General features: G+C 65.8%; 13 protein-coding genes. 11 read left to right on the top strand and 2 right to left on the bottom strand.

Annotated elements, in window-relative coordinates; all coding sequences use genetic code 11:
- Positions 1-107: 107 nt before the first annotated feature.
- The gene (gene coq7, locus ACI0FO_RS15535) at positions 108-785 is read right to left on the bottom strand and encodes a 2-polyprenyl-3-methyl-6-methoxy-1,4-benzoquinone monooxygenase (RefSeq protein WP_416027955.1); all 678 of its coding nucleotides are present in this window, start codon (positions 783-785) and stop codon (positions 108-110) included.
- A gap of 124 nt (positions 786-909) precedes the next feature.
- Here coq7 and ACI0FO_RS15530 point away from each other — a divergent pair, with 124 nt between their 5' ends.
- From ACI0FO_RS15530 to ACI0FO_RS15515, 4 genes are all read left to right on the top strand, one after another.
- Entirely contained in the window at positions 910-1353 is a 444-nt protein-coding gene (locus ACI0FO_RS15530) for an OsmC family protein (protein ID WP_416027953.1), read from the top strand.
- A 119-nt stretch (positions 1354-1472) separates the two neighbouring features.
- A complete protein-coding gene (locus ACI0FO_RS15525) occupies positions 1473-2444 on the top strand; it encodes a thymidylate synthase (protein ID WP_416027951.1) in 972 nt (323 codons plus the stop codon).
- A 420-nt stretch (positions 2445-2864) separates the two neighbouring features.
- The gene (locus ACI0FO_RS15520; protein WP_416027949.1) at positions 2865-4928 is read left to right on the top strand and encodes a putative bifunctional diguanylate cyclase/phosphodiesterase; all 2064 of its coding nucleotides are present in this window, start codon (positions 2865-2867) and stop codon (positions 4926-4928) included.
- A gap of 122 nt (positions 4929-5050) precedes the next feature.
- Positions 5051-5533 carry a dihydrofolate reductase gene (locus tag ACI0FO_RS15515; protein WP_416027947.1) on the top strand — a complete coding sequence of 161 codons (483 nt, stop codon included), beginning with the start codon at positions 5051-5053 and terminating at the stop codon, positions 5531-5533.
- 11 nt (positions 5534-5544) lie between these two features.
- Here the strand turns inward: ACI0FO_RS15515 and ACI0FO_RS15510 are convergent, their stop codons facing one another.
- The gene (locus ACI0FO_RS15510) at positions 5545-6963 is read right to left on the bottom strand and encodes a PLP-dependent aminotransferase family protein (RefSeq protein ID WP_416027945.1); all 1419 of its coding nucleotides are present in this window, start codon (positions 6961-6963) and stop codon (positions 5545-5547) included.
- Positions 6964-7124: 161 nt separating this feature from the next.
- Here ACI0FO_RS15510 and ACI0FO_RS15505 point away from each other — a divergent pair, with 161 nt between their 5' ends.
- The 7 genes from ACI0FO_RS15505 (at position 7125) to ACI0FO_RS15475 (ending at position 16963) form a co-directional block, all read left to right on the top strand.
- Entirely contained in the window at positions 7125-8450 is a 1326-nt protein-coding gene (locus tag ACI0FO_RS15505; protein WP_416027943.1) for an aspartate aminotransferase family protein, read from the top strand.
- A 114-nt stretch (positions 8451-8564) separates the two neighbouring features.
- On the top strand, positions 8565-10058 hold the full coding sequence (locus ACI0FO_RS15500; protein ID WP_416027941.1) for a CoA-acylating methylmalonate-semialdehyde dehydrogenase: 1494 nt from the start codon (positions 8565-8567) through the stop codon (positions 10056-10058).
- 156 nt (positions 10059-10214) lie between these two features.
- Positions 10215-11723 (top strand): M81 family metallopeptidase, encoded by a 1509-nt coding sequence (locus ACI0FO_RS15495; protein WP_416027939.1) that lies wholly within the window; start codon positions 10215-10217, stop codon positions 11721-11723.
- Positions 11724-11804: 81 nt separating this feature from the next.
- Positions 11805-13370: an ABC transporter substrate-binding protein gene (locus tag ACI0FO_RS15490; protein WP_105556964.1), complete on the top strand. Its 1566-nt coding sequence runs from the start codon at positions 11805-11807 to the stop codon at positions 13368-13370.
- A 27-nt stretch (positions 13371-13397) separates the two neighbouring features.
- Positions 13398-14339, top strand: a complete 942-nt coding sequence (locus tag ACI0FO_RS15485) for an ABC transporter permease (RefSeq protein WP_105556965.1) — start codon at positions 13398-13400, stop codon at positions 14337-14339.
- Between the two features lie 9 nt (positions 14340-14348).
- Positions 14349-15254 carry an ABC transporter permease gene (locus ACI0FO_RS15480; protein WP_310031789.1) on the top strand — a complete coding sequence of 302 codons (906 nt, stop codon included), beginning with the start codon at positions 14349-14351 and terminating at the stop codon, positions 15252-15254.
- A 5-nt stretch (positions 15255-15259) separates the two neighbouring features.
- Complete coding sequence (locus tag ACI0FO_RS15475; RefSeq protein WP_416027937.1) at positions 15260-16963, top strand: ABC transporter ATP-binding protein; 1704 nt, start codon at positions 15260-15262, stop codon at positions 16961-16963.
- Positions 16964-16981: the final 18 nt, after the last annotated feature.

Genomic DNA, 16981 nt, shown 5'->3' with positions numbered 1-16981 from the left:
CCTAGACGCTATCGGGTAATCCCACCCTGTTATTTGCACCGTAATGGTGCGCTCTGCACCAGCATGCGACCGAATTTGCGCACTGCAACATTTCGGCCACGGCCTTGTCAGATCCAGTAGGCCGTGGTGGTCATCACCTTGGACATCGCCCGCATCGCGGCCTTTACCGGGCCTGGCAGGGGCACGCCCCCTGCCCGCTCGGCGCTGGCGCGGTGCTCGCCTTCGTCGTCCTTCATCTTGCGGACGACCTCGCGCGACCGCTCGTCCTGCACCGGCAAGGTGCGTAGGTGTTCTTCCAGATGCGCCTCGACCTGGCGCTCGGTCTCGGCCATGAAACCAAGGTTGCGGGGAACCCCCGCGTAACTGGCCAGCACGCCCAGCGCAAACGAACCGGCGTACCAGACGGGATTAAGCAGGCTGGGCCGGCTACCGAGTTCGGTCAGGCGCTGGTTGCACCACACCAGGTGATCGACTTCCTCGGAGGCCGCGTTCAGCAAGAGCGCGCGCGGCGCGGCCTCGCGGCAGACCGACGCCTGCCCGCGGTATAGCGCCTGCGCGCAGATCTCGCCCACATGGTTCACGCGCATCAGGCCGGCCGCGTGGCGCTTTTCCTGCGCGGACAGGGCCGTGAGCGGCTCTTCGGCTTTGGCGGGGTACGGCCGACCGGCGGTCGCGCTGTTGGACAGGACTCGTAGCGCGCGGTCCGCTTCGGCCAGCAAGGCGTCCAGGGGACTGGCGCGGCGCAAGAAAGAAACGGGGCCGGATTGTGACAGGGCGGTGGACATGGACGACTCCTTGGCAAAACAGGCGGCACACACCCCTGATGCGGGGCGGGGCTCTCATGCCTGGAATTGTACGCAACAGGTATCATCAACCATTGATTGCGCTCAACGCTCAAGGACACACAACATGGAATGCACGATCGACTGGGGCGGCCCGAACGGCATGCTCTTTACCGCCAGCACGGGCAGCGGCCACGTGGCCGTGATGGACGGCGCCGTGGACGGCGGCGGACACAATCTGGCGCCGCGCCCGATGGAGATGCTGCTGGCCGGCACCGGCGGCTGCACAGCGTATGACGTCGTCCTGATCCTCAAGCGCGGCCGCCATGCGGTCACCGGCTGCAGCGTCAAGCTCCAGGCCGATCGCGCGGATGCCGACCCCAAGGTCTTCACTCGCATCCACTTCGCCTTCACGGTCACGGGCCGCAACCTGCCGCAAGCCGCGGTCGAGCGCGCCGTGCAGTTGTCCCACGAAAAGTACTGCTCGGCCTCGGCCATGCTGGAGAAAACGGCGGCGCTGACGTTTTCGGTCGAAATCGTCGATACGCAGGAAGCGCCGGCCGCCGCCTGAGGCGCGCCCGCGTGGTGTAATTCGCCCTATCCCTTCTTTCCTATCTTGATAAGCGCCGCCGCGTTGCACGCGGCGGCCAATTTGCGTCACCCGCGGGGTGGGCGAACACAAGGACCGCCATGAAACAATACCTGGACCTCGTTCAATCCATTCTGGACACCGGCGCGTGGCAAGAAAACCGGACGGGCATACGCACCCTTAGCATGCCGGGCGCCTCATTGCGGTTCGACCTGCAAAAGGGCTTCCCCGCCGTCACGACCAAAAAATTGGCGTTCAAATCCGCGATCGGCGAAATGGTGGGTTTCATGCGCGCCTCGCGCAGCGCCGCCGAATTCCGCGAGCTGGGCTGCAAGGTCTGGGACCAAAACGCCAACGAAAACAGCCAATGGCTGGCCAACCCGTATCGCGAAGGGCCGGATGATTTGGGCCCGGTCTATGGCGTGCAATGGCGCCAGTGGCCGGCCTACAAGGTGCTGGACGCCAGCCGGCCGGCGCAAATCGAAGACGCGCTGGCGCGCGGCTATGCCAAAGTGGCCGACCTGGAAGAAGGCGGCGTCCCGAAGGTGCTGCTGTACAAGGCGGTGGACCAGTTGCGCCAATGCCTGGACACCATCCACGAGCGTCCGGGCGACCGCCGCATCTTGTTCCACGGCTGGAACTGGGCCCAGATCGAAGAAATGGCCCTGCCGCCCTGCCATTTGCTCTACCAATTCCTGCCCAACGCGACCACCCACGAAATCTCGCTCTGCCTGTACATCCGTTCCAACGATGTCGGCCTGGGCACGCCCTTCAACCTGACCGAAGGCGCCGCGCTGCTGCATCTGGTGGGCCGCCTGACCGGCTACACCCCGCGCTGGTTCACGTATTTCATCGGCGATGCCCACATCTACGAGAACCACTTGCCGATGCTGCGCGAACAGCTCACCCGCGAGCCCTACGAATCGCCCAAGCTGGTGCTGTCCGACCGCATTCCCGATTTCGCCGTGACGGGCCGCTACGAACCCGAATGGCTGGAAAAAGTGGAGCCGGGCGATTTCTCGCTGTCCGGCTACACGCATCACGCCCCGCTCACCGCGCCCATGGCCGTGTAAGATCGCGGCCGGCGCGCCACCTCCGGCGGCTCCGGGCGCGCGGACGTTGGCGCGGCCTTTGGCGCAGGCGGACATGCCGCGCCTACGGGCATAAGTGAAGATTGGTGAGCATCTGGAAGCGCGATTTCGGTATAACCCATCCCTTAGCCTCGGACGCGCATCCATAATGCGCTGCGCGCCGCGGCTCCCGACCGGCCCATGCCGAGCCGCGCGTATCGCTAGCCGCGAAACCGCGCAGCCCATCCGGCAGCGCCGACCGCAGGCATCGCCCGCCGCATCCCCCTTCCCGACAAGAGAGTATGTAAATCGCCAGCGTCGACAGCAGGATTTGTCTTGCGACCGAATTGCAACTGTTGACTACTAATTGATTTGATTTGAGGCCGGCGCGATCGCAGTAAGCGCTCAGGACAGGACCCACAAATGCTCGTTGGAACTTATAACCCTTCGCTCGTCCTCGTATCCCTAGGGGTCGCCATCCTGGCGTCATATACGGCGTTGGGCATGGCCAATCGCGTGCGGGCATCGAACGGGTTGCCGGCCGCGCGCTACTGGCTGGCGGGCGGCGCCCTCGCCATGGGCATCGGCATCTGGTCCATGCACTTCGTCGGCATGCTGGCCTTCAGCCTGCCCATTCCCATGGGTTACGACCTGCCCCTGACCGTCCTGTCGTTGGGGATCGCCATCGGCTGCTCGGCCTTCGCGCTCTGGATCGTGTGCAAGGATGAGCTGCCCTGGCGCAGGCTTGCCGCCGGCGCGTTGCTGATGGGCGCCGGGATCGCCGCGATGCACTACCTGGGCATGGCCGCGATGCGCATGGCGCCGGGCATCGTCTACGACACCACGTGGTTTTCGCTGTCCATCCTGATCGCCGTGGCCGCCTCCGGCGCCGCGCTGTGGATCACATACCGGCTGCGCCAGGATGGGCCGCGCATGGCCTGGTCCCGGCCCTTGGCGTCGGTCGTCATGGGCATTGCCATCGTCGGCATGCACTATTCGGGGATGGAGGCCGCGGGCTTCCCGGCCGGCAGCATCTGCATGGCCGCCGACGGCGGAATCTCGGCCGGCTGGCTGGCCATCGCGGTCACCGCCGTGACGCTCAGCGTGCTGGCTATCGCCCTGGTCGTCGCCGTGCTGGACAACCGGCTGGAGGCGCGCACGTCGGCATTGGCGTCTTCGCTGGCCGAGGCCAACGAAGAACTGGTGCAACTAGCGCTGCACGACACGCTGACCAAATTGCCCAACCGCATCCTGCTTGAAGACCGGATGGAGCAGGCGATCGAAAGCGCCAGCCGCCGCAAGGGCTATTTCGCCGTGCTGTTCTTCGACCTGGACGGCTTCAAGGCGGTTAATGACGCTTACGGCCACCACACCGGCGACGCCCTGCTGATCGACCTGGCGCAGCGCATCCGGCAAACCCTGCGCACGCAGGATACGGTGGCGCGCCTGGGCGGCGACGAGTTCATCGTGCTGAGCGAAGTCATCGAACCCACCGACGGCGCGAACGTGGCCGACCGGCTGATCGAAGCCATCGCCCGCCCGGTCATGGTCTACGGACACGAAGTGCTGGTGACGTCCAGCGTGGGGATTGCGATCTACCCCAACGATGGCGAAGACACCCACAGCCTGCTGACCAACGCGGACGCCGCGATGTATCACGCCAAGCGTCTGGGCGGCACCGGCTACAGCTTCTTCGAGCCGTCCATGAACGCGGACGCGCATGAACAGATCGAACTGCTGCACGACCTGCGCCTGGCGCAGGAGCGCGACCAGTTCGTGCTGCACTACCAGCCCAAGTACGAAGCGCCCGCCGGCCCCATCATGGGCGCCGAAGCGCTGCTGCGCTGGAACCACCCGACCCGCGGCCTGGTCGGCCCGGACCAGTTCATCCCCATCGCCGAAAAGACGGGCCTGATCCTGTCCATCGGCGAATGGGTCATCAACGACGCTTGCCGGCAGATGCGGGAATGGATCAACGCCGGCCAGGGCCACTGGACCATCGCCGTCAACATTTCGGCGCTGCAGTTCGCCCACGCCGGCCTGGTTGAAACGGTGCGCGCCGCCCTGGCACGACACGACGTGCCGCCCGCGTGCCTGACGCTGGAAGTGACCGAGTCCACGGCCATGCGCGACGCCGAGGCCAGCCTGGCCGTGCTTAAGCGCCTGTCCGGCCTGGGCGTGACCATCTCCATTGACGACTTTGGCACCGGGTATTCCAGCCTGCTCTACCTGAAGCGCCTGCCCGCGACCGAATTGAAGATCGACCGGGGTTTTGTGAACCAGCTGGAACATGACAACGAAGATGCCGCCATCGTGTCGGCCATCGTTGCGCTGGCGCAGCAGTTGAACCTGCGAATCGTCGCCGAAGGCGTCGAGACGGCGGCGCAGCAGAAATTCCTGACCGGCCTGGGCTGCGATTCCTTGCAAGGCTTCCTGCTGGGCCGCCCGATGCCCGCGACGGAATTCCTGGAGCACGCGGCGGGATAGCGACGGCCATGAGGCCGCTACGCGGGACCAGCCGCAGGCAGCCGGCTGGCTGCGGCGGAATTTGCTACGCTTACGCCGTCTGATCGGCCGACTCCCGGCCGTCCCCACCGTTGCCCGCCCGCATGCCCGCCAGCCTTACCCTGATCGTTGCCTATTCCGACAACCGCGTCATCGGACGCGACAACGCCTTGCCCTGGAAACTGCCGGGCGACCTGGCGCACTTCAAGCGCAGCACGCTGGGCCATCCCATCGTCATGGGCCGCAAGACCTGGGATTCGCTGGGCCGCCCGCTGCCCGGCCGCACCAACATCGTGATCAGCCGCAATCCGGATTTCGCCGCCCCCGGCGCGACCGTCGTCCCCACGCTGGACGCCGCCATTGCCGCTTGCGGCGACGTGGACCAGGCCTTCGTGATCGGCGGCGCGCAGATCTACGCGCAGGCCCTGCCACGGGCGCGGCGCGTGCTGGCCACCGAAGTCCACGCCCAGGTGGACGGAGACGCCTTTTTCCCGCTGCTGCCCGCCTTCGAATGGAAGGAAACGGCGCGCGAAACCCAGCCCGCCGAGAACGGCTACGACTACGACTTCGTCACTTACGAACGCTGAAGCGCCACCCGTCAGGCAGCCCCCGCATTCCTCATGAACCGCCACAACGCGGGCGCTTCGGAATACGCCACGTTGAATCGCACCCAGGGCGTATCGGCCTCGTCCACCTCGAAGTACGAACCCGGCGCCAGCCAGATTCCGTCCTTTAACGCCAACTCGGCCAAGCCGTTGGCGCCGCGTTCACGCCACTGCCCGGCCACCTTGGCCCACAGGAACAACCCGCCTTGGGGCCGGCCGTAAATTTCGAAACCATGCTGCTGCATCCGCCCGGCGACGACGGCATGCGCCTCGGCCAGCCGCTCACGGGTCCGCGCGATGTGCGCGCGGTAGCGCCCCTCTCGGATGACCTGGTGCACGATGCGCTCCATGATCTCGGGCGACGTCAGGCCTACCGCCATCTTGGTCCGCGCGAAATCGCGGGTCAGGTCGCGGTGCGCCACCACGTAGCCCACGCGTACCGACGGGCTGATGACCTTGGAATAGCCGCCCAGGTAAATCACCCGCCGCGCCCCGTCCAACGCAGCCAACATCGGCGTCACGCCCGGCGCCAGGTCGCGGGAAATGTCGTCCTCGATCACCCACAGCCCATGCCGCTCGGCCACTTGCAGGATGCGGAATGCATTGGCCATGCCGATGCTGGCGCCGGATGGGTTTTGCAATGCCGTATTGATGTACAGCGCCCGCGGCTGATGCTGGGCCACGGCGCGTTCCAGGGCCTCGCAGTCCAGCCCGTCCGCCGTGCGCGGCACGGCCACCACGCGCAAGCCCAGCAGGCGCAGCAGCTGCAGCAGGTTCGCGTAGGCGGGCTGCTCCACCACCACGGTGTCGCCCGGGCGCAGCAGCGTGCGGCTAACCATGTCCAGCCCATGCGACACGCCCTGGGTCAGCAGCACCTGTGAAACTTCCACCTCCATGCCCTGCGCGCTCAGGCTGGCCGCGATCGTCTCGCGCAACGGCGCGTAGCCATAGGGGTGACCGTAATTGGCGATGCGCATCGCCGGCACGCGCCCCATGTGGCGCAACGCCAGGTGCATGCCCTCTTCATTCAGCCATTCCCCAGGCAGCCAGCCGCACCCCGATTTGATGGGGATGGAATGATCCGCGAAGATGTCCGACAGCAGCCAGCCGGCGTTCAGGCGCGGCGGCTCCCAGGACAAGGGCTCGCCTTGCCGCGCGGGCGCGTCCGGCGACGCCACCCGGTAGCCGGCGCCCGGCCGTGCCGCCAGCCAGCCTAGCGACACCAGGCGGCTATAGGCGCTGGCCACGGTGAATGTGCTGACACCGTACTGGCGCGCGAATTCACGGACCGAGGGTAGGGACATACCCGGACGCAGCGTCTGCGCTTCGATGGCGTGCAAGATGGCCGTGACCAACTGCTCGACCAAGGTCGGGGCGAGTCCACGGGCGCGGTTGGGCTGGAAATCGATCACGAAGAAAACTGTACAGTTAGACCACCTGCAACTATACAGTTAGCGGCATTTGCGCAGATCGTATATTTTCATTCCCTGCGGGACGTACCAGAATCATTCGAATCCCGGTGGTTGCGCCCTTTCCATGCAGACCCGCCGGTTGTCCATTCTCTGGAGCCGCCATGAACGCCCCCGCCAACTTGCCCGATTTGTCCCATCTCTGGATGCCCTTCACTGCCAACAAGCAGTTCAAGGCACACCCGCGCATGTTGGCAACGGCCAAAGGCATGCACTACACCTCGGCTGATGGCCGCCAGATCCTGGACGGCACGGCCGGCCTGTGGTGCGTCAACGCCGGCCACGGCCGCCAGGAAATCGTCGATGCCATTTCCCGCCAGGCCGGCATCATGGATTACGCGCCCGGCTTCCAACTGGGCCACCCGCTGGCATTCGAAGCCGCCACGGCCGTCGCCAGCTTCATGCCGCAAGGCCTGGACCGCGTCTTTTTCACGAACTCCGGCTCTGAATCCGTCGATACGTCCCTGAAAATCGCCCTGGCCTATCACCGCGCTCGTGGCGAAGGCCAGCGCACGCGCCTGATCGGCCGGGAACGCGGCTATCACGGCGTGGGCTTCGGCGGCATCTCGGTCGGCGGCATCTCGACCAACCGCAAGACCTTCTCCGGCGCGCTGCTGCCCGCCGTGGACCACCTGCCGCACACCCATAACCTGGAGCAGAACGCCTACTCCAAGGGCCAGCCCGCCTGGGGCGCCCACCTGGCCGACGAACTGGAGCGCATCGTCGCGCTGCACGACGCCTCGACCATCGCCGCCGTCATCGTGGAACCCATGGCCGGCTCCACGGGCGTCCTGATCCCGCCCAAGGGCTATCTGGAAAAGCTGCGCGAGATCACGTCCAAGCACGGCATCCTGCTGATTTTCGACGAAGTCATCACCGCCTATGGCCGCCTGGGCGCCGCCACCGCTTCCGAGTTCTTCGGCGTGACGCCGGACATCATCGCCATGGCCAAGGGCGTCAGCAACGCCGCGGTGCCGGCGGGCGCGGTCGCCGTCAAGCGCGAGGTCCACGACGCCATCGTCAACGGCCCGGCGGGCGGCATCGAGTTCTTCCACGGCTACACCTATTCGGCGCACCCGCTGGCTGCCGCCGCCATCCTGGCAACGCTGGACATCTACCGCCGCGAAGACCTGTTCGCCCGCGCCCGCAAGCTCTCCGGCGCCTTCCAGGAAGCCGTGCACGGCCTGAAGGGCGCGCCGCACGTGATCGACGTGCGCAACCTGGGCCTGGTGGCCGGCATTGAACTGTCGCCGCGTGCAGGCGCACCGGGCGCGCGCGCCAGCGAAGTGTTCCAGAAGTGCTTCGACAGCGGCCTGATGGTGCGCTATACCGGCGACATCATCGCCGTCTCGCCGCCGCTGATCATCGAAGAGGCCCAGATCGGCCAGCTCTTCGAACAGATCGGCAAGGTCCTGAAAGAGGTCGCTTGAGCGGCATCGCAAGCCCCTTGCCGCGGCGTCGCCGCGCATTGACCCAGCTTCGCGGGCGGCCGATGGCCGCCCTCGGACGTTTTTGAAGAATCCCGCTTTTCGAGCTTCCACACCATGAAGAAGATCTCCCATTTCATCAATGGCCAGCACTACGAAGGCCGCAGCAGCCGCTACGCCGATGGCTTCAATCCCGCTACCGGCGAAATCTGCGCCTCGGTGCCGCTAGCCTCCACGGAAGACGTGGCGATGGCGGTCGCGGCCGCCAAGGCCGCCTTCCCGGCCTGGTCCGAAACCCCCGCGCTCAAGCGCGCCCGCATCCTGTTCAACTTCAAGGCGCTGCTGGACCAGCACCAGGACGAACTGGCTGAACTGATCACCCGCGAACACGGCAAGGTCTTCTCCGATGCCAAGGGCGAGGTCATGCGCGGCATCGAAATCGTCGAATTTGCTTGCGGCATTCCGCAACTGCTCAAGGGCCAGTATTCAGACCAGATCGGCGGCGGCATCGACAACTGGAGCATGCGCCAGCCCTTGGGCGTGGTGGCCGGCGTAACGCCGTTCAACTTCCCGATGATGGTGCCGTGCTGGATGTTCCCGGTGGCCATCGCCTGCGGCAACACCTTCGTGCTCAAGCCGTCGGAACGCGACCCGTCCGCCTCGCTGCGCCTGGCCGAACTGCTGACCGAAGCCGGCTTGCCCGGCGGCGTCTTCAACGTGGTGCATGGCGACAAGCAGGCCGTGGACGCCCTGATCGCGCATCCCGACGTCGAAGCGTTGTCGTTCGTCGGATCGACGCCCATCGCCGAATACATCTACTCCGAAGGCACCAAGCGCGGCAAGCGCGTGCAGGCCTTGGGCGGCGCCAAGAACCATCTGGTGGTGATGCCCGATGCGGATCTCGACCAGGTGACCGATGCGCTGATGGGCGCGGCGTATGGTTCGGCCGGTGAACGCTGCATGGCGATTTCCGTGGCCGTGGCCGTGGGCGACGTGGCCGACAAGGTCGTCGAACGCCTGATCCCGCGCGTGAAGGCGCTGGTCGTCAAGGACGGCATGCAGCCGGATGCGGAAATGGGCCCGCTGGTGACCGCGCAGCATCGCAACAAGGTCATGGGCTACATCGAAGACGGTATCGCGTCCGGCGCCGACATGGTCGTGGACGGCCGTGGCCTGACGGTGCCCGGCAACGAAAAGGGCTTCTTCCTGGGCGGCACGCTGTTCGACAACGTCAAGCCCTCCATGAACATCTACCGCGAAGAGATCTTCGGCCCCGTGCTGTGCATCGTGCGCGTGCCTGACTTCGCCAGCGCGGTCGAATTGATCAATGCGCATGAATTCGGCAACGGCGTGGCGTGCTTCACGTCCGACGGCGGCGTGGCGCGCGCCTTTGCCCGCCAGATCAAGGTCGGCATGGTCGGCATCAACGTGCCGATCCCCGTACCCATGGCCTGGCATTCGTTCGGCGGCTGGAAGCGCTCGCTGTTCGGCGACCACCATGCTTACGGCGAAGAAGGCATCCGCTTCTATTCCCGCTACAAGAGCGTGATGCAGCGCTGGCCGGACAGCATCGCCAAGGGTGCGGAATTCACCATGCCCGTGGCGAAGTGAGCCCCCCCCCGAAGCGCTGCGCGCTTCCCCCTCGAGGGGGCGCCGCTGCGCCCGATCCGTGGATCGCGGGGTGTGCGCCGGCGCCAGGGGAGTACTGAACCAGGCGCGGTGTCGTCCCCGCGCCTTCCGAACACCAAGACGACAAGGGGATGCCAGATGCGCATCGGGATTGGCGGTTTTCAGCACGAAACCAATACGTTCGCGCCCTCGCGCGCCACCTGGGAAGACTTCGCCGAGAAAGGTGGAGGCTGGCCACGCCTTGTCAGCGGGCCCGCGATGTTCGCGGCCGTGGCGGGCGCGAACATCCCCGTGGCGGGCTTCATCGAAGCCATGGGACAGCACACGCTCGTGCCCACCACCTGGGCGGCCGCCAGTCCGTCTGGGCTGGTCACCAAGGACGCGTTCGAACGCATCAGCGCCATGATCCTGCGAGGCCTGGCCGAGGCGATGCCGCTAGACGGCGTGTACCTCGATCTGCACGGCGCCATGGTCACCGAACACGTGGACGACGGTGAAGGCGAACTGCTCAAGCGCGTGCGGGAACTCGTCGGCCCTGACGTACCTGTCGTCGCCAGCCTGGACCTGCACGCGAACGTCACCCGCGCCATGGTGCGCCACGCCGACGCGCTGGTCTGCTACCGCACCTACCCCCACATCGACATGGCCGAAACCGGGCAGCGCGCCGCCGCGCTGCTGTCGCTACGCCTGGCCGGCGTGCCGCGGCCCTATGCGTCGCTGCGCGCCCTGCCCTATCTGATTTCGCTCTGCTGGCAATCCACCGATATCGAGCCCTCGCGCAGCCTGTACGCGCTAGTGGGCGAGATTGAATCGCGCGGCGTGACCAGCCTGTCGTTCGCCACGGGATTCCCCGCTGCAGACTTCCCGGAATGCGCGCCCACCGTGTGGGCCTACGGCACGACGCAAGCCGACGCCGACGCCGCCGCCGCGGAAATGGCGCGAGCGGTGCTGAACGCCGAGCGCGACTTCGGAGGCAAGCTATACACCCCGGACGAAGCCGTGCAGGAAGCCATGCGGCTGTCGCAGAACGCCCGCAAGCCCATCGTCATTGCCGACGCGCAAGACAACCCCGGCGCCGGCGGTAGTTCGGACACCACCGGCGTGCTGCGCGCCCTGATCCGCCACGATGCGCGCGACGCTTCCATTGGTCTGATTGTGGACCCGGCCGCGGCCCTGGCCGCGCACCGCGCGGGCGTCGGCAACAAGGTACGGATTGCACTAGGTGGACACTCGGGTATTCCCGACGACGAACCGCTGGACAGCGAGTTCATTGTCGAGAAAACTTCAGACGGACGCTTCGACACGCATGGCGCGTTCTACCGTGGTTTCCACATGGACCTGGGCCCCAGCGCCTGCCTGCGCATCGGCGGCGTGCGCATCATCGTCGCGTCGAACAAGGTGCAGATGGCCGACCAGGAGATGTTCCGGTTCGCGGGGGTGGAGCCCACGCGCGCCGCGATTCTGGTGGTGAAGAGTTCCGCCCACTTCCGGGCGGATTTCACGTCGATCTCCCAGACGATTCTAGTTTGCGCGGCGCCGGGCTCCATGCTGATGGATGCGGCAAAACAACCATGGACACGGTTGCGTCCCGGTATCAGAATGGCGCCTTGCGGACCGGTGTTTTCCGGCCGAGCCGCGACCGCCTGACCCTCGCACGCCGCCCTTGCGCGGCGCGTTAACGACGTAGCGGCCGACAGTGCCGCTCACTACGCTTCAAGGGGAATCTCCATGCTCAAGTTTGTTCGAGCGGCCACGTTGGCCGGTGCAACGCTGATGATGGCCCACGGCGCTTACGCCGAAACCGTCATCAAGTCCGTCATGCACTCGCCGCTGCGGTTAACCGATCCGCACGCCACCACCGCGTACATCACGACGTGGCACGGCTACATGATCTACGACACGTTGCTGGCCACCGACGCCGACAACAAGATCCAGCCGCAGATGCTTGAGAAGTGGGAAGTCTCGCCCGATGGCAAGACGTACACGATGACCTTGCGCGACGGCCAGAAGTGGCACGACGGCAAGCCCGTCACGTCCGAAGACTGCGTGGCCTCGATCAAGCGCTGGGCCGCAGGCGACGGCATGGGCCGCACGCTGCTGAAATTCACCGACAAGATCGAAGTCATTGACGACAAGAATTTTCGTATCGTCATGAAAGAACCCACGGACCTGGCGCTGCGCGCCCTGTCCAAGCCGACCGGCACCGCGCCATTCATGATGCCCAAGCGCATCGCCGAACAGGCCATTGGCCAGCCCATCACCGACATGACCGGTTCGGGCCCGTTCAAGGTCATCGAATTCAAGCCGGGCGTGAAAACGGTGTATGCCAAGAACACCGACTACGTGCCGCGCAAAGAGCCCGCAAGCGCCCTGGCCGGCGGCAAGGTCGTGAACGTGGACAAGGTCGAATGGGACGTCATGCCCGACGCCCTGACCACCGCCAACGCGCTGCTGGGCGGCGAGATCGATTTCGTCGAACAGTTCCCGTATGACCTGTTGCCGATGATCGAAGGCAACAAGGACTTGAAGGAAGAGTCGCTCAGCCCGGTCGGCTACTTCACGATGTACCGCTTCAACTTCAAGTATCCGCCGTTCAACAACAAGAAGATCCGTCAGGCCGCGATGTACGCCATCGGCCAGGAAGACGTGATGAAGGCGCTGGTCGGCAATCCGAAATACTGGAAGACCTGCGCCTCGTTGTGGGGTTGCGGCACGCCGATGGAAAGCGACATCGGCAAGGAAGTCGTGGTGCCGGCGAACATCGAAAAGGCCAAGGCCCTGCTGAAGGAAGCAGGCTACGACAACACGCCCATCCTGGTCATGCACGCGACCGACGTGGGCACGCTGTCCGCGCAACCCGTGGTGATGGCACAAGCGCTGCGCAAGGCCGGCTTCAACGTCAACCTGGCCGCCATGGACTGGCAAAGCGTGGCCACGCGCCGCGCGTCCAAGGCCGCGCCGGCTGAAGGCGGCTGGAACATCCACAACACCAACTGGTACGCCACCGACGTGATGGACCCGGTGCGTTCCGCGCCCGCCGCCGCCAACGGCGACAACGCCTGGTTCGGCTGGCCCGACATGCCGCAGGTGGAAGAACTGCGCACCAAGTTCGCGCTGACTTCCGACCCCGCCGAGCAAAAGAAAATCGCCGACGAATTGCAGCGCATCGGCATCGACGAAGGCCTGTACGTGCCGCTGGGCCAGATGTCCGTGCCCACCGTCTACTCGACCAAGCTCTCCGGCCTGGTGCATGCACCGGTCTTTGCGTTCTGGAACGTCAAGAAAGCTCCTTAAAGGGGCAAGCAGTTCAGGGGGAAATACATGCTGGCATTCGTCTCACGCCGGCTCCTCGCGACCATCCCCGTTCTGGTGATGGTCGCGGTGGTGGTCTTCGCGATATTGCGTTTCAGCCCGGGAGATCCGGCCATCATCATGGCTGGCGACGGCGCCACGCCTGAACGTATCGTCCAGATACGGCAGACGATGGGCCTGGACCAACCGGTCATCAAGCAGTTCTTCATCTGGGGCGGCAAGCTCCTGCAAGGCGATCTTGGCACCTCGCTCATGTCTGGCGTGCCGGTCACCAAACTGATCGTGCAACGTCTTGAACCTTCGATGAGCCTGGCGGTGCTGACCCTGTTGTTCACGCTCGTCGTCGCCATTCCGCTGGGCATCCTGGCGGCATGGCGGCAAGGCCGACTGCTGGACCGCGCCGTGATGGGCTTTTCGGTGCTGGGCTTTTCAGTGCCGGTGTTCGTCACGGGCTACCTGCTGATCTGGCTGTTCGCCATCAAGCTGGGCTGGTTCAACGTGCAGGGCTACGCGCCGCTGGCCAAGGGCTTCTGGCCCTACCTGCACCGGCTTATCCTGCCGTCGCTGGCCTTGTCCACGGTCTACGTGGCGCTGATCGCGCGCATCACGCGCACCAGCGTCATCGAGGTCATGGGCGAAGACTTCATCCGCACGGCTCGCTCCAAGGGCCTGGGTGAAACCGGCGTGCTGCTGGGCCATGCCCTGCGCAATGCCGCCGTGCCCATTGCCACGGTGGTGGGCCTGGGCATCGCGCTCTTGATCAGCGGCGTGGTCGTGACCGAATCAGTATTCAACATCCCCGGCCTGGGCCGGCTGGTGGTGGAAGCCGTGCTGGCACGCGACTATCCGGTCATTCAGGGGCTGACGCTGTTCTTCGCGTTCGTCTACGTGTTCATCAATCTCGTTGTCGATTGCGCCTACACGGTGTTCGACCCGCGTATCCGATACTGAGGCCGCCCGATGCAAACGCCAACCGACGCCGCCGTGCAGGCGGCAGCCGACCTTCCCGGAGGCGGCAACCCTCAAGTGACCGCCTGGCGGCAAATCCGCCAGGGCTTGAAAAGCTGGCCCGTCATGCTGGCGCTGGTGGTGCTGGTCACCATCATCGCCATCGCGCTGTTCGCGCCGTTGCTGGGCACGGTCGACCCCACCTTCATCGACCCGGGCGCGCGGCTCAAACAGCCCTTCACCGACTATCTGTTCGGCACCGACGCCTTCGGGCGCGACGTCTGGTCGCGCGTGGCCTACGGCGCCCGCATCTCGCTGATCGCCGGCTTGGGCGCCGCGGTCGTCAGCGTCGTCATCGGCCTGGTGATCGGCGTGATCGCCGGCTGGTTCCGTTCGCTGGACGGGCTGATCATGCGCACGATGGACGCCATCATGGCGATTCCCGGCATCTTGCTGGCGATCGCTTTGGTCTCGGTCACCGGCGCCAGCATCACGACCGTACTCGTCGCCATCACCATCCCCGAAATACCCCGGGTGGTGCGGCTTGTGCGCGGCCAGATCCTGACCGTGCGTGGCGAACCCTACGTCGAGGCCGCGCTGGCGCTCGGCACGCCGCTACCGCTGCTGCTGTGGCGCCACATGGTGCCCAGCACCATCGCGCCGCTGACCGTGCAGGGCACCTACGTGTTCGCGTCCGCGATGCTGACCGAAGCCATCCTGAGCTTCCTGGGCGCGGGCATCCCGCCCGAAATCGCATCCTGGGGCAACATCATGTCCGAAGGTCGCATGTACTTCCGCATGCTGCCCGGGCTGATTCTCTTTCCCGGCCTGTTCCTGTCGCTGACCGTGCTTAGCGTGAACATCCTGGGCGACGCCCTGCGCGATGCGCTGGACCCCAAAATGGTTCGCAGGATCTGATGCCCATGACCTATTCCCCCACCCCTCCCGCGGGCGATACCTCGTCCGCCATCCTGGCCATCCGCAACCTGTCGGTGGAAGTCGGCGGCGCGGGCAACCGCGTCGTGCGCAACCTGAGCCTGGACGTGCATGCCGGCGAAACGGTGTGCGTGGTCGGCGAATCCGGATCGGGCAAGTCCGTCACGTCGCTGGCCGTGATGGGCCTGCTGCCGCCGGGCATCCTGTCCATCAGCGCCGGTTCCATCCGCGTCGAAGGCGAAGACGTGGCCACCGCCTCGCAACGCCGGCTGCGCGAGATGCGCGCCACCCGCATGGCCATGGTGTTCCAGGAACCCATGACCGCGCTGAACCCCGTGCATACGGTGGGCAAGCAGGTCGACGAAGTGCTGCGCCTGCATCGCAAGAGCATGAGCGCGGCCGAACGCCGCGCCAAGGTGCTGGACATGTTCCGCTCGGTGCACCTGCCGGACGTCGAACGCATCTTCGACGCGTATCCGCACCAGTTGTCCGGCGGCCAGCGCCAACGCATCGTGATCGCGATGGCGCTGATCCTGGAACCCAAGCTGCTGATCGCCGACGAACCCACCACCGCGCTGGACGTCACCACGCAGAAGCAGATCCTGGCGCTGATCAAGGAATTACAGGTCAAGCACCAGACCGCCGTGCTGTTCATCACGCACGACTTCGGCGTGGTTGCCGAGATCGCGGACCGCATCGTGGTGATGAATCGCGGCGACCTGATCGAAAGCGGCACCCGCAACGAGATCCTTGCCGAACCCAAGCAGTCCTACACGCGGCGGCTGGTGTCGTCCGTGCCCAGCCTGGTGCCGATCCGCCGAGACGCGCCCGACGGCCAGCCCGTGCTGCACGTCAAGGGGCTGGGCCGCACCTACGCGGGCAAGAGTTCGCTGTTTTCCCGCAAGGCGGCGCAGAACGTCATCGCCGCCACCGACGTCAACCTGACGCTGCGCAAAGGCGAGATCCTGGGAATCGTTGGCGAGTCCGGCTCGGGCAAGTCCACGGTGGCGCGCTGCATCGTGCGCCTGATCGAACCCACCGCCGGCCACATGATGATGGGCGGAGAAGACCTCAGCACGCTATCCGGCTCGGCGCTGCGCCCGGTTCGCCGGCGTATCCAGATCGTCTTCCAAGACCCCTACCGCTCGCTCAATCCGCGCCGCACGGTGGGCGAATCCATTATCGAAGGCCTGCTCAATTTCGGCATGCCGCGCGACCAGGCCTTGAAGCGCGCGGGCGAAACCCTGACCGTCGTGGGCCTCAGCCCGGACGCCATGCGGCGCTATCCGCACCAGTTCTCCGGCGGTCAGCGCCAACGCATCTGCATTGCGCGCGCGCTTGTCATGGACCCCGAAATCCTGGTGGCGGACGAAGCGGTGTCGGCGCTGGACGTGTCGGTGCAGGCGCAGGTGCTGGAACTGCTGGAGCAGGTGCGCCAGCGCACCGGCGTCGGCGTGCTGTTCATCACGCACGATCTGCGCGTGGCCGCGCAAATCTGCGACACCATCATGGTGATGCAGCGCGGCAAGGTCGTCGAAACCGGCTCCGCGGAAACCGTGCTGACCGAGCCCCGCCACGAGTACACCCGCGCCTTGATTGACGCGGCGCCCGGGCGCGACTGGGACTTCCGCAATTTCCAGCCCGTCGCGGCCACGCTGGCGCACGCACACGCACACGCGCCCACGCCTTGACGCCCTGAATGTCTCCAT

This window comes from Achromobacter marplatensis (genome assembly GCF_049060505.1).
In the GTDB taxonomy this organism is placed as follows: domain Bacteria; phylum Pseudomonadota; class Gammaproteobacteria; order Burkholderiales; family Burkholderiaceae_B; genus Achromobacter; species Achromobacter marplatensis_A.
Note: the sequence above shows the minus strand (reverse complement) of the source record. Positions and strands in the feature narration are given on the sequence as shown.

Bases quoted from the DNA above. Each gene is read 5' to 3' on its own strand.
- coq7 (WP_416027955.1), bottom strand. From the start codon at position 785: ATGTCCACCGCCCTGTCACAATCCGGCCCCGTTTCTTTCTTGCGCCGC.
- ACI0FO_RS15530 (WP_416027953.1), top strand. From the start codon at position 910: ATGGAATGCACGATCGACTGGGGCGGCCCGAACGGCATGCTCTTTACC.
- ACI0FO_RS15525 (WP_416027951.1), top strand. From the start codon at position 1,473: ATGAAACAATACCTGGACCTCGTTCAATCCATTCTGGACACCGGCGCG.
- ACI0FO_RS15520 (WP_416027949.1), top strand. From the start codon at position 2,865: ATGCTCGTTGGAACTTATAACCCTTCGCTCGTCCTCGTATCCCTAGGG.
- ACI0FO_RS15515 (WP_416027947.1), top strand. From the start codon at position 5,051: ATGCCCGCCAGCCTTACCCTGATCGTTGCCTATTCCGACAACCGCGTC.
- ACI0FO_RS15505 (WP_416027943.1), top strand. From the start codon at position 7,125: ATGAACGCCCCCGCCAACTTGCCCGATTTGTCCCATCTCTGGATGCCC.
- ACI0FO_RS15500 (WP_416027941.1), top strand. From the start codon at position 8,565: ATGAAGAAGATCTCCCATTTCATCAATGGCCAGCACTACGAAGGCCGC.
- ACI0FO_RS15495 (WP_416027939.1), top strand. From the start codon at position 10,215: ATGCGCATCGGGATTGGCGGTTTTCAGCACGAAACCAATACGTTCGCG.
- ACI0FO_RS15490 (WP_105556964.1), top strand. From the start codon at position 11,805: ATGCTCAAGTTTGTTCGAGCGGCCACGTTGGCCGGTGCAACGCTGATG.
- ACI0FO_RS15485 (WP_105556965.1), top strand. From the start codon at position 13,398: ATGCTGGCATTCGTCTCACGCCGGCTCCTCGCGACCATCCCCGTTCTG.
- ACI0FO_RS15480 (WP_310031789.1), top strand. From the start codon at position 14,349: ATGCAAACGCCAACCGACGCCGCCGTGCAGGCGGCAGCCGACCTTCCC.
- ACI0FO_RS15475 (WP_416027937.1), top strand. From the start codon at position 15,260: ATGACCTATTCCCCCACCCCTCCCGCGGGCGATACCTCGTCCGCCATC.